Genomic DNA, 22,916 nt, shown 5'->3' on the forward strand with positions numbered 1-22,916 from the left:
TTGTGGGTCATGATGAGCTGGTGTCGGCCCAGGCGCTCAGCGGTCCACCACCAGCAGGAACAGAGTTCGCAGGGGCACCCCAGTGAGGACGGCGCGGGAACCGCTCTGATCGCGCGAGCCACAGACTGCTTCACAGCCCAGGCCCGTCCCCTGGACGGCTCGGACACATATAGCGGCCGTGAGTCGTTGGTTGCCATATCGGTTCTCGATTCCGTTGGGTTTGTCTGCCCTACACAGATAGCTGTGCGTGTGTCTGAGCCGCCGCGCGGGCGGCGGCGGTGATGCGGTCGGGGCGGTGTCCTGCCCAGTGTTGGCCGTCGGGGGTGACGATGACGGGCACGCTGAGGTAGCCCCAGTCGGTGAGCATGGCGGCGGCGGTGGGGTCGGTGCTGACGTCGATGATGTCGATGGCGACACCGGCTTTGGCGAATCCTCGGGCGGTGGCGCGGCACTGCACGCAACCAGGCTTGCTGTACACGGTGATGTTCCTCATGGTGCACTCCTCGAATCTCCTACATATGTCCACTGAACTTTGCGCGGCCCCAACGGGATTGCCCGTATGATCCCTTCGCGGGCGAGGGCCCTGAGGTGCCGGTAGATACCCGTTCGTGAGTCCTGCGAGGACCGCGGACGACTCACCAAATGCCAGGTTCGATGACACTCGATCACCCGCATGACCGCCGGCCGCCTCGGTGCCTGGCACACCAGCTCGCAGCCCACATCCAAACGGTGGGTCTGCCACGGCAGGACGCCAGCCAGCTCAGCGCTCGTCATTGGCCTGTCGGCGGCTCGCAGAACCGCGACCAGTTGCTCGCGGACCGCGAGAGTATCCGCCGTGGTCACGTCGCCCCCAGACCATAGTCACCAAGGTCGAACAGGTGCTCCTGCATCGAGAGCACGCGGTTCGACCACAGGTGCACCGCTGAACCGTCCCGCTGCTCCCCCACCGACGTGCACGTCCAGCTCCGTACTGGACTGTCTGTGATCGCGCTGCGCTCCGCACGGATCACCACGGCAGCTTTAGCCGTGGACACTGCCCGCAGAACCTGCACCGGCTCCACGCGAGCACCATGGACCAGACTGGCGCCCTGGGCACCGAACACATCCGGTCGTAGATCGAGATAGATACACACCCCAAGCTGGCGTGCCACCGCGGCGATCAACTTCACAGGAGCGGCCGATTCCAGACTCACCCGCTTGATCCGGGCGGCGGTCTCGGTCATCTGATCGATGGCAATATCCAGCGCTGACGCCATCTTGCGGTGGGTTGCAGCGTTCTGCCACTGAGGACGCATCCGTGCTGGACCGGACTGACTGTGATTGAGGCGCAGCCATACTCGCCGGGCAATCTCCACTTCGTTGGCCTCACCGGGGATGCGGGAACCGCTAATGGCGGATGAGAATTCCACCCGCGAGTGTGGAGTCAACGCACACGCCCGGGCCAGCTCAGCCGGCCGATCACGCAAGACCTTCCAGAACGTGACCAGCTCGCGATCCACATCGTTGACCGTCTCCAGCGCACTGCACGGTTTGTGAAGCAGAACCTCCAGCGTCCCCGACAGCGGTTGTACATAGTGTGTGTGCGGGGGCAACAGGCTGGCGATCTGCCGACCGGTCTGTTCCGAGCGAGGGCCCCGTTCTACCAACGGTGAGCGAAGATGCGCAGCGGAACTCATTGGCACACCGCCCCTTCACCGTCTGCGCGCAATCTGTTCGAGCGTGCAGAGCCAGGCTCCTTGAGCTTTCGTACATCGACCGCCTGGCGCTGAGGAATCAGCAGCGCTAGCCCCCGTGCGATACTCCCGTCTTTCGTGGTGAGCCCGCTGATTTCGCGTAGCCACTGTCCCAAGCTGGGACGGTCGTAGGGAGTGAGCGCAGCCAAGGTCATCACCATCGCCATCAGGTCGTACCTATCGGCACCCTGCATGGCCCGCCATAGCTCATCTGGGCTGGACTCGCCATGGATGTCGGCAACGACCGTCAGAGCCTTGTTGTAGAGCTGCCGGCATTCAGCCAAGCGAGCCTCGCCCTGGGAGTACACCAGCGGAATGTCGCCCACCCCGAGCAAATGGCGCAGATGGGCTGCCACAGCGGACTTCTCCAGCAACAACCCGGCCCGGACCACGGCGCGATCAGTCCACAGGTCCTGCCCGTCGTGGTCGCGGTTGTGTGGTCGCCAACCATCCTGACTGAACTCTTCGCGGTGCTTTTCGAGCACAGTCGAAAGCCGGTACTGGCTCACCTGATAGAAGTCCGCGACGTCACCGAGGCAACGTGGCTGCTGCTGACCCGGACTGAGCAGTTCGTCAAGGACCGCCACAACACGACTGAGCTTGTTGCGGACCTTGCGGTCACGCCGTTGCTGGGCTATCCGACGTTGTTCCTCGCGGTCGCGGTCGGTGCGCCACTGCTGCCAGCAGCCCTGATCATCACCCTCACCTGGATGCACCGGTCACTCCTTGCCGGGCGTAGCGTGCCGCCTTACGGCTGACCAGCGCCGACCACGACACTGGCCGCAGGCCGTCAAAGCCTTTGGCGTTGTCGTGCCATGGACGGGCAGCCAGCCGCGCGGGTGCCTCGAACACCCAGTGATACTTGGGCTGGCCAGGGTTAAACGGAGTCGTACCCCACGGGGCGCAGCACCCTTGGGCCCGATGCACGTCCACAAGTACGGTTGCGCCGAGCCAGCCCTGCTGGTCGCAATGAAAGTTCATCTCTCGCATGCCCAGCTGTGCACCGAGCTCGATACCGGCCTGGTCGATACGGGTACCACCGTAGATCAGTACAGGACCGCGATAGTCGGTGGAATCTGTCCGGTTCTCGACGTTCTTCCCGCCGATCTGACTCGACACCAGCAGCATCGATGCCCACGGCCGTCGCACAGTCAACCCCATCGCCAACCCGGTCTCTGCGCTCGGGTCCGGCGTGTGCAAAACGTCGTGGAGCACCCGCCGCACGCATCCGAAATCCTCAGGTGCGCAAGCACAGTCCACGGCGGCGAGAGCCTGACGGGCCCGCGCGAGTTCATCGAGGCTGCCCGCTAGACGTACCGCATACTCGACTAGTGCGGCCAGGCGATGAGCCTCGGAGGCACTGGCGCATGGCACTGGAGGCACACCATCAGCACCGAGCCGGTGTGGAGCACCGCACATGTCTGGACCGCCAGCACGGAAGTCTGCGACACGTGCGTGCCCTCGAGCCAGACCGTTGCCGCGGAGGCGGGCAAGGTCGCTGGGAAGAGTGCGGCTGGTCATGATCGGGCCACCGCCATGTTGCGGCGGACGTGCTGGTGCTCAAGAATCAAACGTTCCAGGTCGGCGGTGCAGCCGTCTGTGGCGACCGCAGCGAGCAGCCGCGTGAGCCGACCTGAGGTGGTGCAGTCAGCCGCCGTCGCACTCCGGTACCGAACTTCCTCCTCGTCGTAGGGACCGACCGCGGTGAACCCTCGCGCGTCGACACCCGTGATACGCCATCCGTAGTCATCGGTGAGTGTGGTCGCCGCCCAGTAAGCCCGGCGCACCGATTCCGGCGGTTGCGCGGCACCGTGATGAGGCAGATACCACGGGCACCGCGCATCGTCGGAATGCGCCCGCCCGGCCGGCATTCCCAGGCGCAGCATCGCTGCGATCGTGCGGGCGGCGTCGTCGCCACGGTGCGCGACTGCTCGCTCGTGGGCGCATTGGTGGAGCAGTCGGCAGGCGTGCAGCGGCAGCAGCGGCACACTGGGCTGGCCCTGTATCCGCTGCTGGGATGACGGTGTGTGGTCAATCGGATCGGCGGCTACGGGCAACTCCACCCCCGCCGGGGTGCGAAGCCGCAGCCACCCGCCGCAGTCGAGTCCGAAGCTCAGGACCGACCACCCGTGATTGACCATCCGTGACATGGCCCAATAAGCGCGTCCGGTGGTGTTCAGTTCTGCGTCCAGATATATGCCGGTAGCGGTCATGATGTCCTGCCGTCCTGCGGGGGCTGTGGCTTGCGCCCGGGAGACTCGTTCGGGGTGCTCGTGCTCGACGCCGGAGATTGTTGAGCCGATGGACGCTGCTGTGTCGGTTGCTCATCGGTGCGCCCACTGGGCGGTGTTTGGGGCCGGGTGCTCGGGGCGGCACTGGTGCGCCCCGGCGCGGCGGGTGCATCCGTGCTTGCCTTCGTGGTGCTGCTCGCAGCGGGCCCGGTGTCGCGGCGCTTGTTGGCTTGCTGCCGTTCGATCACCTTTGACGCGACCACGGCTCCAGCGACCACAGGGGCGGCCGGCCCGGCCGCAGCGGCGGCCGCCGCGCCACCGCCGCCCGCAGCGGCCCCGCCTGCTGCGCCTCCGCTGGCCGCCGCCCCGCCCGCTGCACCACGGGCGGCTGCCCCGCGCGCCGCGGTCCCGGCAGCGGCAGACCCGCCCGCGTGTGCGCCAGTAGCGGGTGTGGTTGTAGACGGCGGCGTTGCGCTCGGAGATGACCCGCTATCGGAGGGGATGCCACCGGGATTGGGATGTGCCTTGCGGCCCTTGGCTGCGGGGGCTCGGGTGCCCTCATCGCCGGGTTTGCCTGAACTTGGCATACCCACACCGTCGGCGTTGATGTCGCGGCGCATTGAGCGGCCCATGTCGCGCATCGCCGGGTAGAAGCTCATTGGACCGGCTCCGATGGCAGCGGTCTTGCGCAGCACCGACATCGGCCCCGGCAGGCCTCGATCACCGAAGCCTCGCATCAGCGCCCTGAACCCGAACACCGCTCCACCGGAGAACAGCAGCATGAGCAGCAGGATCGCAATCGGGTGCTGAACCTCGAAACCGTCAAGTTGCCCGGTCGATACTCGGGACATCAGCACCAGGACAATGCCGAAAGCCGCTGTAGCGAACAGCATTTCCAGGGCGTGAACGATCAACTTGATGGCGGTGCGTTTGGCGAACTCACGCTGAGGTCCTGGCGCGACGGCTACCGCGGCGGCCGGCACCAGCACCAGCACGTTCCAGAACGCTTTGAACCCGATGCGAATGACTTCACAGCCGATGTAGCACAGCAGCATCAGCACGACCAGCACGACGCAGTTGATGAAGAACATCAGCCCGATCGTCTCGCCGCTGAGAAAGTGAGCGTGGGCATAGGCATCGCCCGCGCCGCAGGCCCGCATCGCTTCTACCGGCCCGTCGTGGCTTCCTGCCGGTGCGAGCGCCTGGGTTGCGGGTGTCAGGACCGTAGAGGCGTTGAGCGCGGCGTTCCAGGCTTGTGCGCATCCGTCGATGTTGTCGATCACGCTGCCGAAGTTGGCGATCTGAATGGGGTGGCGGATCAGGGTGGTGGCCATCCACTGCGAGAGCACTTCGATCTGACCGTCGGCGTTACCGGATGGGTCGAAGCTGCCGTTGTTGGCGATTCCCAACGACAGCTCGAATCCGATGGCCCGGCCGGCAGCGAGCAGGCCGTCGCCTCCGAGTTCCTTCACCGGGTCGTTGAGGAAGAACCCGATCAGCAAGATCACCAGGAACCCGCTGCACATCACGCCGGCGCCGCGCCCAAAGCCTTTGGTCAATGCGATGATTCCGCCGATGAAGACACAGATGATCAGTGCCAGTGGAATGATCTGAAACTCACCGAGCAGATTGTTGATCGCGACCAGCACGGGCGCGGCCAGTGCGGCCAGCCAGCCCAACCAGGCCGAGCCCAGCGCAATCTTGATGAACCAGATTCCGACCGCACCCACCATCACCAAGAACCCGCAGAACCATCCGAGGATGACGGCCAATTGGCTGTAGGTCATGGCGATTTCGAAGCGGTCGGTCAACGCGGGAATCCAGGAACCCGGATCGATAATGCTGACGTCGCTGCCCTGGGTGCGGATGGCGTCGAGCATCGACACCGTGCTGATGAAGTAGGTGCCCACCGGTTGGTCGTAGGTGTCCACGATCGGGCTGGGCCAGTTGAGTGCCCCGGCGAACCCGGCCGCCACCGCGTGTGGGGCGGTCAGCAGGGCCATCATCCAACCCGCCCACAGGAGTTGAGCGATCAGCCACGCCCGCCGGATACGTGGGTGCTCATATAGCCAGGCGCTGTAGGCGGCCATCACCGCGTCAGCTCCAGCGCCTCGTCCTCAAGGCCGCGGGTATCAAAGGCTTGCTGCAGCTCGGGCTGTACTGGTTGCAGAATGTCGATCAGGCCGGTGCTGCCCGTGTCGTCAATCATGTACGCGTAGCCGTGCCCCTCGGCGGTGCGCAGGTTGAGCACCTCAGGATACTCATCGGGGTCAATCCCGATGCGCTTGAACTCTTCGGTCGCTTCTTCTCGCGCGGAGGCCTTAAACGGTGTAATGACTCGCGTCGGCAAATCCTTGGTGGGAATCCCGTCGAAATACTCGACATGCTGTGCGATGCCGATCAGCCCGTATCGCTGCTTGCGGCCTTGGGTAATCAACTCGGTGGCATCTTCGCGGCCAACGGGAGAGGCGAAGTACGCCCGGGCTTCCTCGGCAACGAACCAACCGAACTTGCCAGGCCGACGATTGGGCCCGGTGTAGCTTTCCCGCGTGACCGCTGCGATCATCCCGTAGATGGCCAACCCGGCTCGCGCACGCGCTGTTTGGCGCTTGTAGAGGTGGAGATCCTCGGTCTGGGAGGTCGTCGGCAACTCCAGGTCACCGGTCAGCCAGATCACCGCGTCCTTCTCAGCGATCGGCGGTATCGGCAGCGACTCATCGAACATCGCCCGCAGATAGTCGATATTGGCCCACATATCCAGGCGCGCCGCCAATTCCGCATACTCCTTGTAGGCGCTTGCCTGCAAACTGTTGAGGTAGCGAACCAGGGCGCCCATGCTTTCGGCGACCCGCTGATCGGGGCGCAACAGAAAGCGGAGCTGTCGGGCGATCTCGGCATCGGGCTCGACACCCATCATGGGCAGCAGGTGATCAAGAGTGCGTTCGACGGCGACTTCACGGCGAAAGATGCGCAACCCGTCGACCGAGACTTGACCGCGTGTGGGATCAAGCACCGCCACCCGATCCCCCAGATGCGCCAGCGCACGCACCCACTCAGGATTGGAACCAGGGTCAAGGATGCTGCACTGATTGCCCCGGGCAAGCAAACCGAGCGTCACTCGCTTAGCGCCTTGAGACTTGCCCCCTCCCGGTGGACCGTAGAACAGCATCCCAGGCACCTGACGCCGCCTGCTCGCGCCTTCGGGCTCGATCAGGACAGGGGTTGGTCGGCGGGTGGACAGATTGCGGGCGAACAGAATCCCGGTGTCGTGACCGAGCTTGCTGGACACCAGCGGAGAGAAACGGGCCCAGTCCGTAGTGGTCCCCGGCTGGCTGAACTGGCTGCGCGGGCTGCGTTCTTCACTGCCTGCCAGCCCGGTTTGCCACAGCCCTATTTGGGCGCTCCCGCGACGTCGACTCAACGTCATGTCGAGGTCTTCTGCGAAGTGGGTTTGCAGCAGCTGGCAGGCCGCGTCGAGTTCGGCCCGTGAGCGGGCTCCGACGGCGACCACCGTCGTGGACTCCACTTCCCGCTCCAACTTCGAGGCCCGCAGCTTGGCGTTGTACTCCTCGGCCGATGAGTAGCGCTCGATGAGATCACTGTCGCTGGACCGTCTGCCGGCCCGCTGGAACGCCTGATCATCGAGGTTGCGCTGAGCGCGATCGATCCGTGTGAGCGCCTGCTCGGCCGGGCGGGTAGAAATGTGCTGAATCCAGTCGATGTCGGCAGGTGTGTCCACGTCATAGACCGCTAGCAGGTATTCCGCACGTGGATAGGCCAACCCGCCGCGCGGAATCTGCGCTACGGCCAGCATGCTTTGAAAGCTGTCCGGGCGCCGGGCACCGCGGATCACCAGCACTGCTGCCAGCGATGGCACAACACGGCGCCACCAGCGGCGATCCTTCTTGCGGGCCTGCTGATCACCACAGTCGAAGTCCGCAGGCACCACGGCCGCAAAGTCGGCTTCGGTGAGCCGGTCAGGACCGCCTTCGCCGTGCGGAAAGGGGTCGTTGACGGCACCGATGGCCAGCCGCCGCCGATACCACCAGTGGATCTGGCGCGGGGTGGCCGGTCGCGCGTTGAACTCCGCGGGGATCTTCGACAGTATCGAGGCCGACATTTCCTGGTACCCGGCAAGGGATCTCGGGTCGTCGGGGTCGCGGCCGGCGACCACGGTGGCCGCCTTGGCCAATCCACCCACTCCGGTCCGGCCGGCCTGACCGGAGTCCACCGGCACGCGTATGCCGAATACCTGCTCGTAGAACGGCTCGATGGTCAAGAAGTCTTCCCAGTCGCGGACTTCCTGCACCCACGCGGGCTCGTTCGCGTAGCCCGAGAGCATCCACCGCAGCAGCCGCCGGTGGTCAAGGCGCACGCAGCAGCCCCACAACAGCAACCCAGAGGGGAGTTGGCGCACCAAGGGTCGGTGACGCATCGCAATCGCGTCCTTGAGTGCGTAGGGCATCATTCCGCCGGGTTGACCGTCCACGATGAACTCTGCGTAGACACCACCGGAGGTGAAGCTCAGATTCCCGATCACCTCTTTGGGTGGCGACAGAGCGGACTCGCCCTCACCGTTGACCCCGGCCTTGCGCTGGGTGTGCAACAGTCCGCCGAGCAGCCAGCCGATCCGGTAGAGCGGGCTGGGTCGAGAAACTGGGATTTGGCGAGCGGCGACCGTCAGTGCCGCTGTCAGTGCGATGCCGAACAGTGCGATGGCGATGGCATGCCCGGAGTCAAGCCACTTGCGGGTTGCCCAGACTGTCGTCGTGATACCGATCAGGAAGGTTGCGCCGTCCCAGATTCGCCACGGCGCGAACCACAACCGGGTGTTGTCATCGATGTGGGAGACATAGATGGGAAAGTCACGCACATCGGCGTATACCCGGGCCGTCTGACCACGAAAGGTGTTCTCACCCACTACATAACCTCCAACTACGTCTCGTCAACACCATCTGCTGCACCAGACGCTCTCGACGCCTGGCAGGCGGTCTAACCGAACTGTCCGGTGGTGATGCCCCCACCGTGCTTGTCCACGGTGGTTTTCAGTGAGACCGCCAACCCGACCGCGCCGAGGATGATGGCCGCGACGGCGACCCCGCCGAGCACCTTGCCCATGGCGGCGCCGAACCCGCGCACCAGCGCGAATGCGCCGGCGACGCCGCCAACGAAGATGGCGATAATCGCCAGTGGTATCTGTGCCGATTCCCATAGTGACGGGATGGCGGTAAGTAGATCCCCTGCGGCCAAGGTCGTTTCAGTCATTGTGGTTCCCTTTCCTTGTGGCACGGCCGCCGGTTGGGCGTGCCGGTCAGTTCGGTGTTGCAGAACTCCAGTCGGTGGACACCGCCGCCGGGACGAGGCTGTCGTCGGTGGATACCGCTGGTGCTTTATCGATCGCTGCCACGAGCCAGCGCCCACCCACTCCGCGAAGCGTCAAGGGGTAGACCAACGGCGAGGGAGCGAATTGCGAATTCACTGCGGTCACGCGGACCAAAACACGGGCCAACTCGCCATCCGCGGGCACGGACGAGGGAGCTCCGAGTGCAGTTACCCCTTGTATGACAAGGCTTTCGTACGCGTTGCCCAATCCGGCGATCATCGAATCAGTGGTCACGTACTGCTCCACGCCCCCGGCAGGCGTCAGGTACGCCTTCAGGAAACCCGTGGCGGTGCCGTAGGCGGGATCGGCCTCGCTCAACGTGCTCGGGTAGCTCAGCGGCAGGTCTGCGCCCGCGCCCGGGCCACCGATGCGGGCCGGGAAACTTGCAGCACGCGGGCCGAACCGCGACCACAGCACCGGAACCCGGTACAGCGCGCGGTGCGGGGCGGCTGATTCGTATGGCCGCTGGGTCACACCAACAACCACGGAATAGACTTCGGCGTCGGCTTCCTGGCCTGCAACGCCCTCCAGCGACACGGCCACGATCGTGGGAGTGTTGATGACCACGGCCGGGGTTGAGGGCAGCGTCAGGGAAGCTGGATCGACGCTGATGAACTGGCTCAGGCTAGCGGCGTCCTGAGTGTTTGCCTCAAGCCAGACCGCGACGAAATCCTGGGCGAACGCACCGACCACCGCGGACCGATTGACCACCGCCCGTGACGGCTCAGTGAGGTCGGGGTCTGTGGCAAATAAGAACTGCCACAACACGTTCACGCCCGCAAGGGCGGCTAGAAGCAGGACTGCGGGCTTTCCAAATTTCGTCAGCGCACCCTGGGTGCGGCTGATCCGTTGCTGCCAAATGCGGCTCATTGCCATGGGTCATGTTCCTCGCCGCTATACCGGCTTATGGCCGATGATCTTCAAACTTTTGATAGCGAAAGCCGCGTCAACCGGATCGCTGTTCTGTTGCCCCCCGCCCAGCACTCCCGGCAGTTGCGGAAGCTCCAGTCCCAGCGGACCGTTCGGTTTCGTCGGTGCTGCGCTGGCACCGCCTTCGGGCTGGGCCGGCGGCCGGGACGTCTCCCGGATCAGCATGCGGATCTTGGATGCCAGCACCCGCTTGATCGGCTGCGTCGCCTCACCGTGGACATTCTTGGTGTCCTGGGTCACCAGAGTCGCCTCGGTGTCGTTGAACGTGTACTGCACGGTCGTGACCACCCGGTACTGCGACCACGGCTTCGACCCGCTGGCATCAGTTCCCACCCAGCCAAACTCGCCCACGATCGCAGTGATCAGGTGAGTGCCCGGCAATTCGATGTCGATGACCTGTCCGTCGCCGCCGCCACGCACACACAGGAACGCCGCGTGAGGATCGGTGCCGGCCATGGTTTGCGCCGAGGTCGAGCCCTCCGCGCACGAGCCCAGGGCATCGGCGGTGAAAGAGATCGGACGGTCCAGGACGGGAGCATGCGCCGGGGCAGGCGCGGCCGAACGCGACGGCGGTAGCGCCACGGCGTCGGCTCCGTTCGGGGCACCTGTGGGCTTGGGCTCATCCGAGCCGTACACAACGACTGCCCCGACGATCGCCACCAACACGGCCACCAGTCCGACAGCACCGAACCCCATAGCGACCTTGCCATCAAACCTGCGGGCCCGCCGCGGTTGCGCCGGCCCGGGCTGACCATCACCAACAGGTCCGGTAAGGGCTTGCCCGTCGACCGGATAGTCGTCGTAGTCGTCATCGGCCACGTCGTCTTCGGGGCCGCCGTGCTCATCCTCTGGGTCGCGGCAATCACCAAATCCCCGCTCGCCGACCGCATCGCAGTCGAGTTCGGGCTCATCCACGTCGGTGCCACCGACCTCAGCCTCTGCGGGAAGCTCGAACGCCGGAGCCTCGGGGAAACCGAACCCATCGTCGTCCTCAGCGGCCAGATCGTTGGACCACTGGTCATTGGTGAGCGTCACTACCGTCTCCGTCCGGTGCCATGTTGCAAGGTCGATGCGCTGCGCGAACTGATCTGACGGCGCTGGCCTCCACGGCTGAATCGCTTCCCGGGTCGGCGGGCCGGTTCGGGCTCTGGAATCTGGTAGACCAGGGCCGCTGGCCACAAGGCAGATCCCCCCACCGGTGAGTAACCACCAGCGACGGTGTTTACCGATGAGTCAGTCCATGGCGTCGCACCGGCCCGGTTGCTGCGGCGCCAAACCCGGCGCACCAAAACCACCACCAACACCACAAAAAGCGAGGCCAGGACGCCAATCGCAACGATTGCGACCAGAAACGCCGCGATGGGGTAGACCATCGCACCGCCCATCGCTACGCTGTCCGTCATGCCCATCATGCTGACAGATTACGCAATAGAAGGCAACACGTAAACACATGGTATTCACATCGAGTGTTGACCGATACGACGAACTACGCCGCGAGTGGATCGCTGAGCACGCGGGCATCTTCTCCATGCAGATACGCCGCGCTGAGCTGCTCAATCGAGGAATTCGCCGACGTGCCCGCGACGTCGCCGGCGCCAGGCCCAGCCCCTACAACGACCATCCCAGTCACCCACTGCTCACCCGAGGCGTCAAGACGATCGAAGGTGTACTGGAGGTCGGCATCGTCGTCGCGGCGGCCGTGCTGGCCCCCATTGGATGGCCGCTGGGCAAGCTGATCTATCACCGCAGCGAAGCACTGATCCCCGACCGGCTACGCTCCTTCCCCATCCCTGCATTCCTCTGGGCGGCAGCTGCATTGGGGGCGCTGTTGCTTCTGCTGTACCGGCCCACGGACACGCTGACAAGCACCGTCCTCGCGCCATGGCTGCTCGCGCAACTTCCAGCAGCATCCCTGACCGCAGGAATCTACGGAATCCTCAACGGCTGGCTGGCAATCGACGGATCAACCGACTGGTGGCCACTGTCCCCCACGGCACCGACTGTGACCCTCTCCCTGCCACTGCTGCCCGACGACATGACCGCACCCTCGCCGTTCCGCACCATCGAACCAGCCGACCCCATCGACCTCACACCGCTAGGTGCGGGCGCGGTGCGCCCGATGCCGCGTTCGGCCAAACTCATCGCTATCGGCCTCATCCTCAACGCAGCAGGAATCCTCTGGACCCTCGCAGCCGTAGGGGTAGGAATCGGAACTGTTGCGGAACAGGCATTCACACCCAGCAGCACTATCGGATCGAGCTACTGATCCGTTATCTGTAACGGCTTACCGCGGCGGCCCCGGATGCCCTTAGGGAACAACCCTCTGAACCGACGCTGGTTGGCGTCGGCTCAAAGGGTTGCGGATCAGAACACCCCATATGGCCGGTGCGCGGCTCTGCAGGCATATCGCCTATCACCATTTTTCTACACCACCTAGATTCATCTCAGCCGACCCCGCGCGGCTTCAGGTAGTAGTCACATCCGCAGGTGCATCGGGATGGCCTCGCACGTAGCTTTCCGCTCGATTCATCGAAATCCGTCACCTCAAGGTGACGCCCCTCCATGTGACCGCAGACGGGACACCGGGAGATCTTCGCTTTCAACGTCTCAGGCATCGACAAGCAGGTGGCGTGGTGGGGAACACCGATACGGCTGCCGAACTCGGCTTCCCCTTCGGGGATGACCTCGCCACATGTTGCGCAAGCGTCGCTTTGACTCGATTGCCAGGGAGAGTGATTCGACCTACTCATGTGCAAGTGATCCGGAACTGCGGTCCAGTAGCTCACCGATGTACGCGGGGCGGTCGCCCTCGGTGTCAGCCAAAGCGGGGAGGGTCGACCCATGCACGGGTCTTAAGTCCCCAGCATCACGCATGACCTTCACGAGGTGAAGCTGAGCGTCGATTCCGGTCCGAACCCTCGTGTTGGTGAGGTAACAGACTGGCACCCCGAAGAACTCGGCAATCACGTCCAGTTCCGCACGGCTAGCGGCAGCACTATTGCCGAGTCGCAATTCCTCCAATGCCGCCATGGTGACCCCGGCGCCAGCGTGCGCGGTCATGGCGGCCGCGGCAGCCGCTGTGCTCAGCGGCGTCTCTCCTCGCCTGTGCATGACGTCGAACAGCAGGTTGATCCGACGCGCCAACTCAGGGTCACGCGGCATTGTCGCGATCCAACCACGCGCGCCGCACCATACGGCGAAGCCTGCCCGGCTCGACGGTCCCAGGATCAGTCCCGCCGCCCTGGGCTCTGGCCAGAATCGCTTGAGTGGTCTGATCGTAGAGGTGCAGGAAGACCGACCAGTCCGGTATTTCCACGCACGTGCCTACACCACCACGAATCAGCAGCCGGGCGTGCTCCCGTGTCGGCGGAAGGAGTTCTTGCCAGCGCAACGTGGCACCGAGGTCGTTGTTGAGGTTCTTACTGCCATCGTTTTGCCCGAATCCCTGCGGTCGCCGGTTGGTCAGCCCAGACCAGTGCTCCGCGGCAGTGAGGAGTTCTTCCTCTCGGGCACCAAACATGATGACCGAACATGGAAAGATGTCGCGCAACTCATTGGCGTACACCGCTCCGTACACGGTGTCGAGCTGCGAGGAGGCCTGGACGGCAACCATCAGGTTGATGCCCAGTCCACGGCCCTCGCCGACGATGCGACGTAGGTTGGGAATCGGAGCGGTATTGGGAAGTTCGTCAATGACCATCAGCAGCCGATGCATGGTCTCCCTAGCGGAGGTCTTCTCGCGCCATCGTCGCACCAACGAATCCAGCAGGGTTACCGCCGAACCGGCCACAGTGCCGTCGGCCGGCGCCAGAATGAACAAGGTTGCCAGGGGATCATCGAGAAAGTCCGGGGTGAACGGCTCAAACCCTTCGCGATCGAGTAGCGAGGTTCGCAGCCACGGCGTGATCGCCTTGCGCATCGTGATGGCGACCGAGTCACGTTGGCGCGGGTCCATTTCCATGATCCGGGCCATGCCCATAGCCAGCGTCGGGTACTCGTGGCAGAGTGCGGCGGCCTGTACCCATCCCGGCTGGGTGCTGTTCTCCGGGTCGATGTTGTCGACGGCGGTGAGCACCCAGGCCATGCCCTTGGAGTTTCCTGCGGGGGACGCCGCGAACAGAAATGCCGCCAACGGACCAGCGGCCTGGGACTCCCACACGCCGCCGTCGGATACCTGGTCGGCCCCCGACCCCAACCCGACCGTCGACATCTGCATGATCGTTTCGGCCACCGTCAAGGCTTCGTAGGGGCTGTCGATGCTGACTGTCGGGTCGTAGACCGTGGGAACTACGCCTTCTGGATAGACGGGCGAACTGAGAGGGCGCAGGTCCAATAGTGCCTTGGGTCCCCATCGGCGCTCCATGACGTACTGCATGAGGTCGTCCTTGGAGGAGACGACCACGGCCGGACCACCCCACAGCGTTGCCGCCGGCGCGAGCAGGCGCCGGCTTTTGCCGGTTTCCGTCGGTGCGGAGACCAACACGTGTGCGGCACTGCTCGGTACGAACATCTCTGTGCCGCCTGCGCGGCGTCCGAAGCCGCAATATGGCGTTGATGGTTTGACGTACATAGTGTTTCGTCCTTTCGCCTAGACGCGGGCAGTGTTAGCCCGGCTGTCGGGGGACTCGTCCAACGCTGCGCGTAGCGCCATCACCACGCAGTCACGCTGGCGCTGATCCAGTGCAGTCAGCCCAGCCATCGAACGTGCCATCACCGGGTCGCTGGTGGCACACAGCAGTGCGGCGCGTGCCCACCCAGGCTGCGCGGTGTCCTCCGGGTCGGCGTTGTCCACCGCAGCGCGTACCCAGTGCTCACCTTCGCCGCAGCCCACCGGGCCCGCAGCGAACAGAATCACAGCCAGCGGGAGGACCGCGCGTACCTCCCAAATGGTTGCCCCCGACTGCTTACCTAAGCCGTCTTTGCCGAGTTTGAGCAGACCGTGCGCAAGGTCAAGTGCTGAATCCATGCTGGACAGAGACGCGACCGCTTCACCCCACGACATGACTACACAGTGACATATTCAGTCATAAGTAGTCAATGCGAACGCACCACGTAAACGGTCGTGTGGGTGAGTGCGCTCACCGACGACGGAGGTGCGGCCAAGACGCGGCGCTACGTCCGCACCAGCATGGTCACGACGACCGCTGCGGTGTCGCGGCGGACTGGGCAATCATCGTGTGCAACAACGCGTTCAGGACTACGCGCGCAAGCCGTCCTCGGTGCGGTCCACTCTCACGTCGTGGCGGCGGTCGACAGCGCCGACACCAGCGCGCGGGCCATATCGTCGTCGGTGACATCGAACGCGGACAGGTCCGCAGCGGCAAGCTCCCTCAAGCCCGCAGAGCCCAGCGTGCGCAGCCTGCGGGCGCGTTCCCGCTTGCATGCCAAGACCACCTTGCGGGCGTAGCGACCGTTGCCCGCGGCGTCGAGAGCTGTGCCCTCCTTGGCGGGAATGGCGCGAAGACGATCCGTTTCTTGCCGCAGTATCTCCCACGCACTCTCGGCAACGGTGATCTTTTCCTGATCCGCGATTGACCGGCCAATAGCGACGATCTCGTCAGCGTTGTAGCTGTCGAACGTCAACGTGAAGTGGAACCTGCCCGCGAGACCGGGATTGGTTGCCATGAACCGGCGCATCTCGACCGGGTACCCCGCCACGATGACCACGAGCTGGTCGCGGTAGTCCTCCATGTACTTGAGCAACGTGTTGATGGCGTCCTTGCCGAAAGAATGCCCCTCCGTTTCAGGCGCGAGCCGGTAGGCCTCATCGATGAACAGAACCCCGCCGAGCGCTTCTTCGCAAATGTCGCGCATCTTCTCAGCGGTCTGCGAGACATAGCCGACCACGATGTCTTCCTCGGTCACTTCCAGTGGCTTAGGACGATCGATTTTCCCCAGCCCGAACAGGATTTCGGCGACAATCCGCGCATAGCTTGTTTTCGCTGTGCCCGGTGGACCTTCAAAGACCATGTGGTTCTCATTGGCGGTGCCGACCTCCTGCCCTTGCTCTGCAAGAAGAAGATCAATCTCTATCTCCGTGCGCCACACGGCGATCTGTTCCTTCGGCCCCTCCAGGCCGATGAACGCCGCCAGCCGCTCCTCCGCGCGGGCGAGCACTTCCTGTCGCGTGGCATCACGGTCGGCTTGGTCGCGCGCAGCACGGCTGGTGCCAGTCGCCGCGTCCCACTTGTCGGTACGGGAGGCGATCGTCTCCGGGTCGGTGACCTCTAAGCCGAACGTGCGATCGTTGAGAGCGACTTGAGCGCGCTCGAAATCCGGCCATTGCACGCGTATTCCGGTCAACACAGACTCGGATTCCTCATCCTCGCCCTGATAGCGAAGCACCAAGGCGCGACAAAACAGTGCGTCTCGCGTGAGCACATCCTTGATGCCCACTCCTCGCGCGCCCAGCCCGTCGGTAGAAGTTGGCTTGCCGTCTATCACGCGTTGCGCAGCCTGCAGCGCAGGTTGCATCAGCCCCAGGCTGGCCGCCGCCCACGCCTCCAGCAGACTCGCCGCCCGCGCCAGATACGTGTCCCGAGGATTTTGGGTGCACACACCGACTGCCGTCAGCACGTCGGGCCAGCGCTGGGTCTTGGTCGCCAAACATGCGCGCACGTACCCGGTTTCGGGACTATCGGCCGGCAACCGGTCGAGTATGGCGCTAGCCTGTTGGAACTCATTCGAGGCGATCAGTGCGGCCGCGTAGGCCAACTGGGCGGTGATCTGATCAGCGATCGGAAAGCGCGCGTACTCGATTTCGAAGAATGCGCCCATATTGGCCGGGCCCAGCTGGAGCCTGCTTAACCCCTCACCCAGCCGATCGGCATTCGCAGAAAGCTTGGACAGCACCGCCAATGTGCGCTCTCCGGTGGCGTAACGGCCCAACCATCCATCCGCCAGTTCGGGATCGTCTTGGGTAGCAAGAACGAAGACTTGCGCTGCTCGCTCAGGAGCCGAACCCATGACCTTCATCGCTGCGCGCAGGGCATCCAGAGAGCGCTGACTGATCATGTGCGCACGACCAAGTGAGACAGAAACTGTGCCTCATTGCGCGGACGCATGATGCTGAGTCGGACTCCCTGCACACTCGGGGTGCCGAGTACGAGTTCATCGCCGGACTGCTGCACCAACGTCACGTCTGCACTCGGTTCGGCGACGTCGGTGAGCGTGATCAGGGTGTGTCCACGCTCGCCGGCTGTGAGGCCGTGCCCGATGCCGTCAGCGACGATGACGTTCGGAGGGCGCACAGGCTCGCGATCACTGGCGAGGCTGATGCGATGGGCGTTGTCGAGCAGTGGCTGCCATACCTGGGGGCGCTCGGTGTGAATCAGGATGACCGATCCAGCGGCGCTGGCCCTCAACAGCAACGGAATCACGGCGTCCAAGGACGCGCTGACCGATATCGTGCTGGCTCGCAACGGGTCAGTCAGTGGCATCAGGAACGGAACACCTGTGACCGTCATGCCGAGCATCGGACCGCTGGGCCCCACCGGCACTTTCAGCTCGGCCGGATTGGTCAGACGCCGCGGCGACATCTCCAGGCGCAATGCCCGATCACCGAGCGGCAGACTCGCGAGAAGAGAGTCAAAGCACTGCCCGATAATGGGCCGCAGTGTCAGCAGGGGCGGATGCGGTAACGGCGCAGCTGTATGGAAACGGACCACCGCCCCGGCAGCGACGACGCCGGCCCGATCGGCGGTCAGGCGGATCGAGGTGACCGTGGCATCGGAACGCACGGTCCACACATCGTTGAGCACACGCGTAGTGAGGTCGTTGCCCGCGATCCGATATGTCGTGACGTACTGCGACACCGTATCCAGATAGCCCCAGCCCTCGCGAATCCGCTCCAGCTCTGCGCCAGCCAGGAGCGCCTTAGTGGACTGGTCCACCTGATCGGCAGTGCAGGTGATTGCCCGGCAGCCCGCTCGCAACACCGACTGGCGGACCCGCTCGGTGGCCGCCGCTGCTGCGGCCGCCGCATCACCTCGATACATCATTGCCGCCAGGCATGCTTGTGGGCACAGTCGCAGCACCAGCCACGTGCGCCGTTCCCCGACAGCTGCTCGGTCGGCAATGATTTCCTCATACTTTGGGGTGTAACGCCCATCAAGAGCCACCCGGGCACCTGCTGAAACGATGTCGGCAGAATGCAGCTCCAGGCCGGCGAACTGATGGAGCTGGTCGATGACGGCTTGAACGGGAACCAAGCTGGTGGTCTCAGCGCCCGCGGGCACCAGCACCGTCGGTGCAAAAGGCTTGCCGTGCAACGCAATCATGGTGATCGCATACTGTCCGTCCCAGCGCATGCCGACCGCCCCGGCCCCCGGCATGTCGACGGTGAACGCGGGCGAAATCCCTGCTCGCCGTAAGTGAGCCCTGGTGTTGCGCCGAAAATAGGCGTAGCGCAGCGCGCGGACAAGCCATTCCCACGCGGTGGCACCGTTATAGCTGAGGGTGACCACGAGCAGCGCTGCTACCGCAATCAGTACCGCCACCCACCACAGCACTGGGGTGATAGCGGCCAGAACAGCCAGCGCGATTATCTCGGCAGTAACGACCAGGGCGAGCCGAAAGTCCAAGCGCCACCGCCGGATCTGCTCGCTCAAGCCGGCTTTCGGGCCGGGAATATGCTCGTCTAACATCACCATCGGATCGGCCCTTTCAGCCTCGTCGCGATTTCGACATGGCGCCGACTGCCAGCGCTGCGCCCAGCAGCACCGTCAGTGTCGCGGTACCCACCAAGGCCATCACCATCGGGCGGCGGTCCGGCTCGGGTTCAGGCTGTGGCGGACCAAGAGGGCGCGACAGGTTTTCCCGGGGCGCAGGGATCGGCGGCACGTCATAGTTCAGCGCAGCTACCGGGTCGATCGCACCGTAACCCAGGCGGTTGTCCACGACAGCAGCCGGCGAATGCGCGGTCTGCTTGATTCGGTTGATCACCTGATGGGCCGGCAGATCGGGGTACTTTGCTCGGATCAGGGCCGCCAGTCCGGAGACGTAGGCCGCCGAAAAGCTGGTGCCACTCATGGGTTTGAGGGAATTGGTCTTCGTGTCGTGGGTCCCGTTGATGAGGTTTCCTTCTTGGTTGACGCCCTCCACGAACAGCCCTGGTGCGCCGACACCGACCCAGGGTCCGCCCACGCTGATGTCGGTGCCCTGGTCATCTACGGCGGGCTGGCCTTCGTTGTTGGTGGCGCTCACCGACAGAACGTAGTCGGAGAACCAGGCCGGGGTGCTGATCGTCACCACTGAGTTCCAGTTGCGTGGGTCTTCGACACTGGTGGCGTCGATGTTGGGGTTCTGTGCGCATCCCGGAGTGGATGTGTTGCCTGCTGCGGCGACTATCACAGCATCCTTTTCTACGGCGGCGTAGCGTAGCGCGGCACCAAGGGTCGTCTGGTCGACGGGCTTGAGCACCGGGATGCACGCCACGATCGACATGTTGATCACGCGGGCTCCAGTGTTGGCCGCGGCGACTACGGCCCGCGCCAAGCTGCTGACGGTGCCTGCTCGACGGTCCTCCTCCGAGGTCGCAGACGGCGCTACCGGCGTGAACATCTGCGAGGACTGCCGGATCGATATGAGCTCGACTTCCGGTGCTACGCCGACTAATCCGTCACCTTCGGCAGGACTTGAAGCGATGATCGCTGCGACCGTCGTACCGTGAGCGTCGCAGTCCTGCAGACCGTCGCCCCCGTCCATGATGAAGTCGCCGCCGCCGCGTAGTCGGGGCAACCGAGGGTTGGGCCAGACGCCCGTGTCGATGAGCGCCACTGATACTCCTGCTCCCCGCCCGGCCGATTCCCAGAGACGGGGCAGATTCATGAAGGCTTGGGATCCGGGGACCGCTGCCGGGTCGGTGCCCGCAATCAACCCCGTGGGGATGCAGTCGTACTTGTGCTGCATGGGCTCGTCGGGTCGCGGGGTGCCGTCCGGGACCGCCAGCGGATCAACAACCGGCGGTGTGATGGCTGTTGCCGACGGGGCGCCGACCAGTGGCCAGGCTGCCGCCAACATCACCACCGCAGCTACGGCCGACGCACGTTGGCCGCTCATCACATGTTCCTCGCCAGGTAGATGAGGTTCAGAAGCCAGATCGCCAGCGGCGGGATCGCCACAATCAGCAGGTACTCGATCCATTCGATGACCTTGCGGAAGACCGGTGAGAACACCTTGGCCGGCACGACCGCCGCGGCGATCAATCCGGCCGCGCCGAGGCTGAGCACCACCGCGGCCGCGATATACGCAGCGAACGTGCCCTCGCCGGTGAGTGCATAGTTGGCGGCCGTGATGAGCACCATCAGCAACCCGGTGGCCACCACGATGATGGACTGCTCCCGGCTAGCGAACGCGCGACCCCGCATGACCAGGATCGCAGCCAGCACACCGATATACACCGTGGCCAGCCACCAGCGCCCCTGCCCGGGTATCACCGCCCAGATCGAGCCCCCGATGAAGAACACACCAACCGTTACCAGCAGTGCGGTCAAATAGACGTTCGCGGCCTCTGCTGAGCGCCGAAGCTGCTCCACGGTCGGCGTGCCTTGGTGTTCGGCAGCGACCAACGCCTCTGCGGCAATAGCATCGGCATCGGCAAAGGTGTCCTTGCCTGTCACGGTCGGAAACGGCGGTATCGGGATACCAGCCATCCGTGCGGCCAGCTTAGGCGCACCGGTTAGTACAAAGAGGTTGACTGCCAACACCGCAACCGACAGGTTCTGCAAGGAGGCCCCAGTCAGCGCGTAGATCAGCGCCAGTATTGCTGCCGTCGCGGTGACCATTACCGTGGCCGACACCACGATCGGTGGGGCCGGACTCAACCGCCACAACGCCGCCGCGACCGCCGCTGTGACTGCCGCTGCCAACATCAGGTGCCACGACCCCGGATAGCCCGGAGTCACCATGACTGCTGCTGCCGGGCACGCGATCAGCACACCGGAGAGCCACATCGCCGTCGCGGTCACCAGGTCTTTGGCCCGCCACCACACCAATGACCCGACAACCAACAGCACCACTGCAAGACCCGCTGCCGCGACCCCGGGGATCAGATTCCAGTCTTGGCCGCTGTTCAGGTTGCGCCACCATGCCAACCCCAACAGTGCGGTCACCGCCGCGACCGCCGCACCAACGACCACCCCGGCCACTCGGCGTGCGGTTTCTGCGGTCACCACCGAATACTGCTGCTGATTGAGCACCGCCACCGCTGACGAGGGCGACTCGAAGATCGGGGTGAACTCCACTTCGGCATCGATGATGTCGAGCACCAACAGTTCGCCATCACGCACACCCTGCTGCGTGAGACTCTGGGTACGATCCAGCGGTTGCCCATTGATCAACGTCATCCGCACCACGCCCGGGCTGATCATGCGATCATCGTCGGGCTTGCGCATGCCGTCGTCGCTGCCCTCGCGGGTTAGCAAGACACGCACCAACGAATCAGCAACGGCCGCCACGGGCGAACTCGCCGGCAGAGTGACATCGTGTTGTCGACCCTCAAAAAGGACTGCCACCCGAACCTGCTCGGCCAAGCGCACTCGCTCGGCAGCGACCGTACCGACGGGGTAGTTCTCGGTCACCGCAACGTCTGTTGATGTCATCGCCGCTCCTGCCCGCGCTCATCGCCCGACGCCGGCCACTGCGGCCGATACCCCGGGTCTTTGTCCGCCGCACCTGCGAACCCGTCCACAATCGAGGCCGCTGTTTCAATGAATGCCCGCTGGGTCTGCGGCGCCAGCCGATCGAAGTTGATTGCTGTGGCATCGCTGAGATGCGGATCGTAGGGAATGTCATGGACCGCCCGCACAGCACGCTCAAATCCCTCATGGAGATTGCGTACCGCTTTGGTGGGAGTGACCTTGTTGACGTTGCTGACTACCATCACCGCCGAACGCACCAGGTGCGGATAGCCATGCTGCATAAGCCAATCCAACGTCTCACGGGCAGCCTCGGCTCCGTCGTAGCGCGTCGTCGTGGGAACCACCACAACGTCGGCCATCGACAGCACAGCGGCAATCACGTCGTCGCGCATCTGATTTCCGCAGTCGAGCAACGCGATCGGGTACTGCCGAGACAAACGCTGCCATGTCATCACCAACGCGGTGCCGGTGATCACCTCGTCCCCCGGGTCACCCGCAAGCACCTCCAAACCCGAGGAACTATCCTTGCCCAGGTAATGCCGAAAATCACTGTACGAGTGCAAATTCTGATCCATCAACAGCCCGCGCCACGTTCCCGTGCTGGGCTCATTGATTCGTTTCGCGAGGTTACCGCTGGCTGGATTGGCGTCAATGGCGACCACCTTGTCGTCGCGGTAACGCGCTAGCGCAGCACCGATCCCGACGGTGGTAGTGGTCTTAGACACTCCCCCCTTCTGCTGCAACACCGCGATCGTGTAAGTGCCGCGCAGGTTGACCGTTAGACGGCGCCGCAGATCATTCCACTCACGCTCAGCGGGACTGAGCCCCAAGTTGATCCGCATCGTCTGATACACCCTGCGCCGCCACCCGCGCTCAGGAACTTGTTTGTACGGGGTGACAAAGTCGGCCTCTCGGACCTGCGACTGCATCGCCCCCACCGACTCATGGCGCTGCGGGGGCACACCGAGCGGTCCGGGGCNGGCCGNTCGTAGAGACAGCG

Annotated in this window: 20 protein-coding genes; 1 reads left to right on the forward strand and 19 read right to left on the reverse strand. The window is 64.4% G+C overall.

Annotation, left to right across the window (positions count from 1 at the left end; genetic code table 11):
* Nucleotides 1-229: 229 nt before the first annotated feature.
* The 11 genes from BEMPMBAN_RS06600 to BEMPMBAN_RS06650 all read right to left on the reverse strand — a co-directional run bounded on the left by BEMPMBAN_RS06600 (nucleotide 230) and on the right by BEMPMBAN_RS06650 (nucleotide 11,689).
* Entirely contained in the window at nucleotides 230-493 is a 264-nt protein-coding gene (locus BEMPMBAN_RS06600) for a glutaredoxin domain-containing protein (protein ID WP_068920320.1), read from the reverse strand.
* A 346-nt stretch (nucleotides 494-839) separates the two neighbouring features.
* Nucleotides 840-1,676, reverse strand: a complete 837-nt coding sequence (locus tag BEMPMBAN_RS06605; protein ID WP_068920319.1) for a DNA adenine methylase — start codon at nucleotides 1,674-1,676, stop codon at nucleotides 840-842.
* Nucleotides 1,673-2,449 carry a hypothetical protein gene (locus BEMPMBAN_RS06610; protein ID WP_112558125.1) on the reverse strand — a complete coding sequence of 259 codons (777 nt, stop codon included), beginning with the start codon at nucleotides 2,447-2,449 and terminating at the stop codon, nucleotides 1,673-1,675. The genes BEMPMBAN_RS06605 and BEMPMBAN_RS06610 overlap by 4 nt, the downstream gene beginning before the upstream one ends.
* The gene (locus BEMPMBAN_RS06615; protein ID WP_068920317.1) at nucleotides 2,436-2,861 is read right to left on the reverse strand and encodes an ASCH domain-containing protein; all 426 of its coding nucleotides are present in this window, start codon (nucleotides 2,859-2,861) and stop codon (nucleotides 2,436-2,438) included. The genes BEMPMBAN_RS06610 and BEMPMBAN_RS06615 overlap by 14 nt, the downstream gene beginning before the upstream one ends.
* Nucleotides 2,862-3,250: 389 nt before the next feature.
* On the reverse strand, nucleotides 3,251-3,946 hold the full coding sequence (locus BEMPMBAN_RS06620; protein WP_083128785.1) for a hypothetical protein: 696 nt from the start codon (nucleotides 3,944-3,946) through the stop codon (nucleotides 3,251-3,253).
* Nucleotides 3,943-6,054 (reverse strand): hypothetical protein, encoded by a 2,112-nt coding sequence (locus tag BEMPMBAN_RS06625; RefSeq protein WP_159229581.1) that lies wholly within the window; start codon nucleotides 6,052-6,054, stop codon nucleotides 3,943-3,945. Before BEMPMBAN_RS06625 ends, BEMPMBAN_RS06620 begins: the two co-directional genes overlap by 4 nt.
* A complete protein-coding gene (locus BEMPMBAN_RS06630; RefSeq protein ID WP_234897322.1) occupies nucleotides 6,054-8,453 on the reverse strand; it encodes an ATP-binding protein in 2,400 nt (799 codons plus the stop codon). The genes BEMPMBAN_RS06625 and BEMPMBAN_RS06630 overlap by 1 nt, the downstream gene beginning before the upstream one ends.
* Before the next feature lie 503 nt (nucleotides 8,454-8,956).
* Nucleotides 8,957-9,229: a hypothetical protein gene (locus tag BEMPMBAN_RS06635; RefSeq protein ID WP_046364557.1), complete on the reverse strand. Its 273-nt coding sequence runs from the start codon at nucleotides 9,227-9,229 to the stop codon at nucleotides 8,957-8,959.
* A 46-nt stretch (nucleotides 9,230-9,275) separates the two neighbouring features.
* Nucleotides 9,276-10,223 carry a conjugal transfer protein gene (locus BEMPMBAN_RS06640; RefSeq protein ID WP_083128793.1) on the reverse strand — a complete coding sequence of 316 codons (948 nt, stop codon included), beginning with the start codon at nucleotides 10,221-10,223 and terminating at the stop codon, nucleotides 9,276-9,278.
* An 18-nt stretch (nucleotides 10,224-10,241) separates the two neighbouring features.
* Nucleotides 10,242-11,312, reverse strand: a complete 1,071-nt coding sequence (locus BEMPMBAN_RS06645; protein ID WP_083128794.1) for a hypothetical protein — start codon at nucleotides 11,310-11,312, stop codon at nucleotides 10,242-10,244.
* The gene (locus BEMPMBAN_RS06650; protein ID WP_083128796.1) at nucleotides 11,312-11,689 is read right to left on the reverse strand and encodes a hypothetical protein; all 378 of its coding nucleotides are present in this window, start codon (nucleotides 11,687-11,689) and stop codon (nucleotides 11,312-11,314) included. The genes BEMPMBAN_RS06645 and BEMPMBAN_RS06650 overlap by 1 nt, the downstream gene beginning before the upstream one ends.
* Before the next feature lie 38 nt (nucleotides 11,690-11,727).
* Between BEMPMBAN_RS06650 and BEMPMBAN_RS06655 the strand changes: the two genes are divergently transcribed.
* A complete protein-coding gene (locus tag BEMPMBAN_RS06655; RefSeq protein ID WP_068920311.1) occupies nucleotides 11,728-12,543 on the forward strand; it encodes a hypothetical protein in 816 nt (271 codons plus the stop codon).
* 476 nt (nucleotides 12,544-13,019) lie between these two features.
* Here the strand turns inward: BEMPMBAN_RS06655 and BEMPMBAN_RS06660 are convergent, their stop codons facing one another.
* The 8 genes from BEMPMBAN_RS06660 to BEMPMBAN_RS06695 all read right to left on the reverse strand — a co-directional run bounded on the left by BEMPMBAN_RS06660 (nucleotide 13,020) and on the right by BEMPMBAN_RS06695 (nucleotide 22,845).
* Complete coding sequence (locus tag BEMPMBAN_RS06660; protein ID WP_112558123.1) at nucleotides 13,020-13,439, reverse strand: hypothetical protein; 420 nt, start codon at nucleotides 13,437-13,439, stop codon at nucleotides 13,020-13,022.
* Nucleotides 13,429-14,787: a type IV secretory system conjugative DNA transfer family protein gene (locus BEMPMBAN_RS06665; RefSeq protein ID WP_234897323.1), complete on the reverse strand. Its 1,359-nt coding sequence runs from the start codon at nucleotides 14,785-14,787 to the stop codon at nucleotides 13,429-13,431. Before BEMPMBAN_RS06665 ends, BEMPMBAN_RS06660 begins: the two co-directional genes overlap by 11 nt.
* Before the next feature lie 78 nt (nucleotides 14,788-14,865).
* Entirely contained in the window at nucleotides 14,866-15,243 is a 378-nt protein-coding gene (locus tag BEMPMBAN_RS06670; RefSeq protein WP_234897324.1) for a type IV secretion system protein VirD4, read from the reverse strand.
* Between the two features lie 266 nt (nucleotides 15,244-15,509).
* Nucleotides 15,510-17,291 carry an AAA family ATPase gene (locus tag BEMPMBAN_RS06675; protein ID WP_083128810.1) on the reverse strand — a complete coding sequence of 594 codons (1,782 nt, stop codon included), beginning with the start codon at nucleotides 17,289-17,291 and terminating at the stop codon, nucleotides 15,510-15,512.
* Nucleotides 17,288-18,928, reverse strand: coding sequence for a type VII secretion protein EccE (gene eccE / locus BEMPMBAN_RS06680; RefSeq protein ID WP_083128811.1), 1,641 nt, complete (start codon nucleotides 18,926-18,928; stop codon nucleotides 17,288-17,290). The genes BEMPMBAN_RS06675 and eccE overlap by 4 nt, the downstream gene beginning before the upstream one ends.
* 13 nt (nucleotides 18,929-18,941) lie before the next feature.
* Complete coding sequence (gene mycP, locus BEMPMBAN_RS06685; protein WP_083128812.1) at nucleotides 18,942-20,336, reverse strand: type VII secretion-associated serine protease mycosin; 1,395 nt, start codon at nucleotides 20,334-20,336, stop codon at nucleotides 18,942-18,944.
* Nucleotides 20,336-21,877, reverse strand: coding sequence for a type VII secretion integral membrane protein EccD (gene eccD / locus BEMPMBAN_RS06690; RefSeq protein ID WP_083128813.1), 1,542 nt, complete (start codon nucleotides 21,875-21,877; stop codon nucleotides 20,336-20,338). Before eccD ends, mycP begins: the two co-directional genes overlap by 1 nt.
* On the reverse strand, nucleotides 21,874-22,845 hold the full coding sequence (locus BEMPMBAN_RS06695; protein WP_083128818.1) for a MinD/ParA family ATP-binding protein: 972 nt from the start codon (nucleotides 22,843-22,845) through the stop codon (nucleotides 21,874-21,876). Before BEMPMBAN_RS06695 ends, eccD begins: the two co-directional genes overlap by 4 nt.
* Nucleotides 22,846-22,916: the final 71 nt, after the last annotated feature.

The organism is Mycolicibacterium austroafricanum, from assembly GCF_902705885.1.
In the GTDB taxonomy this organism is placed as follows: Bacteria; Actinomycetota; Actinomycetes; order Mycobacteriales; family Mycobacteriaceae; genus Mycobacterium; species Mycobacterium vanbaalenii_A.

Excerpts from the sequence above, each read along its gene's own strand:
- BEMPMBAN_RS06600 (WP_068920320.1), bottom strand. The coding sequence starts at position 493 with ATGAGGAACATCACCGTGTACAGCAAGCCTGGTTGCGTGCAGTGCCGC.
- BEMPMBAN_RS06605 (WP_068920319.1), bottom strand. The coding sequence starts at position 1,676 with ATGAGTTCCGCTGCGCATCTTCGCTCACCGTTGGTAGAACGGGGCCCT.
- BEMPMBAN_RS06615 (WP_068920317.1), bottom strand. The coding sequence starts at position 2,861 with ATGCTGCTGGTGTCGAGTCAGATCGGCGGGAAGAACGTCGAGAACCGG.
- BEMPMBAN_RS06620 (WP_083128785.1), bottom strand. The coding sequence starts at position 3,946 with ATGACCGCTACCGGCATATATCTGGACGCAGAACTGAACACCACCGGA.
- BEMPMBAN_RS06625 (WP_159229581.1), bottom strand. The coding sequence starts at position 6,054 with ATGGCCGCCTACAGCGCCTGGCTATATGAGCACCCACGTATCCGGCGG.
- BEMPMBAN_RS06635 (WP_046364557.1), bottom strand. The coding sequence starts at position 9,229 with ATGACTGAAACGACCTTGGCCGCAGGGGATCTACTTACCGCCATCCCG.
- BEMPMBAN_RS06640 (WP_083128793.1), bottom strand. The coding sequence starts at position 10,223 with ATGGCAATGAGCCGCATTTGGCAGCAACGGATCAGCCGCACCCAGGGT.
- BEMPMBAN_RS06650 (WP_083128796.1), bottom strand. The coding sequence starts at position 11,689 with ATGATGGGCATGACGGACAGCGTAGCGATGGGCGGTGCGATGGTCTAC.
- BEMPMBAN_RS06655 (WP_068920311.1), top strand. The coding sequence starts at position 11,728 with ATGGTATTCACATCGAGTGTTGACCGATACGACGAACTACGCCGCGAG.
- BEMPMBAN_RS06660 (WP_112558123.1), bottom strand. The coding sequence starts at position 13,439 with ATGCCGCGTGACCCTGAGTTGGCGCGTCGGATCAACCTGCTGTTCGAC.
- BEMPMBAN_RS06665 (WP_234897323.1), bottom strand. The coding sequence starts at position 14,787 with ATGTTCGTACCGAGCAGTGCCGCACACGTGTTGGTCTCCGCACCGACG.
- BEMPMBAN_RS06670 (WP_234897324.1), bottom strand. The coding sequence starts at position 15,243 with ATGGATTCAGCACTTGACCTTGCGCACGGTCTGCTCAAACTCGGCAAA.
- BEMPMBAN_RS06675 (WP_083128810.1), bottom strand. The coding sequence starts at position 17,291 with ATGATCAGTCAGCGCTCTCTGGATGCCCTGCGCGCAGCGATGAAGGTC.
- eccE (WP_083128811.1), bottom strand. The coding sequence starts at position 18,928 with ATGGTGATGTTAGACGAGCATATTCCCGGCCCGAAAGCCGGCTTGAGC.
- mycP (WP_083128812.1), bottom strand. The coding sequence starts at position 20,336 with ATGAGCGGCCAACGTGCGTCGGCCGTAGCTGCGGTGGTGATGTTGGCG.
- eccD (WP_083128813.1), bottom strand. The coding sequence starts at position 21,877 with ATGACATCAACAGACGTTGCGGTGACCGAGAACTACCCCGTCGGTACG.
- BEMPMBAN_RS06695 (WP_083128818.1), bottom strand. The coding sequence starts at position 22,845 with ATGCAGTCGCAGGTCCGAGAGGCCGACTTTGTCACCCCGTACAAACAA.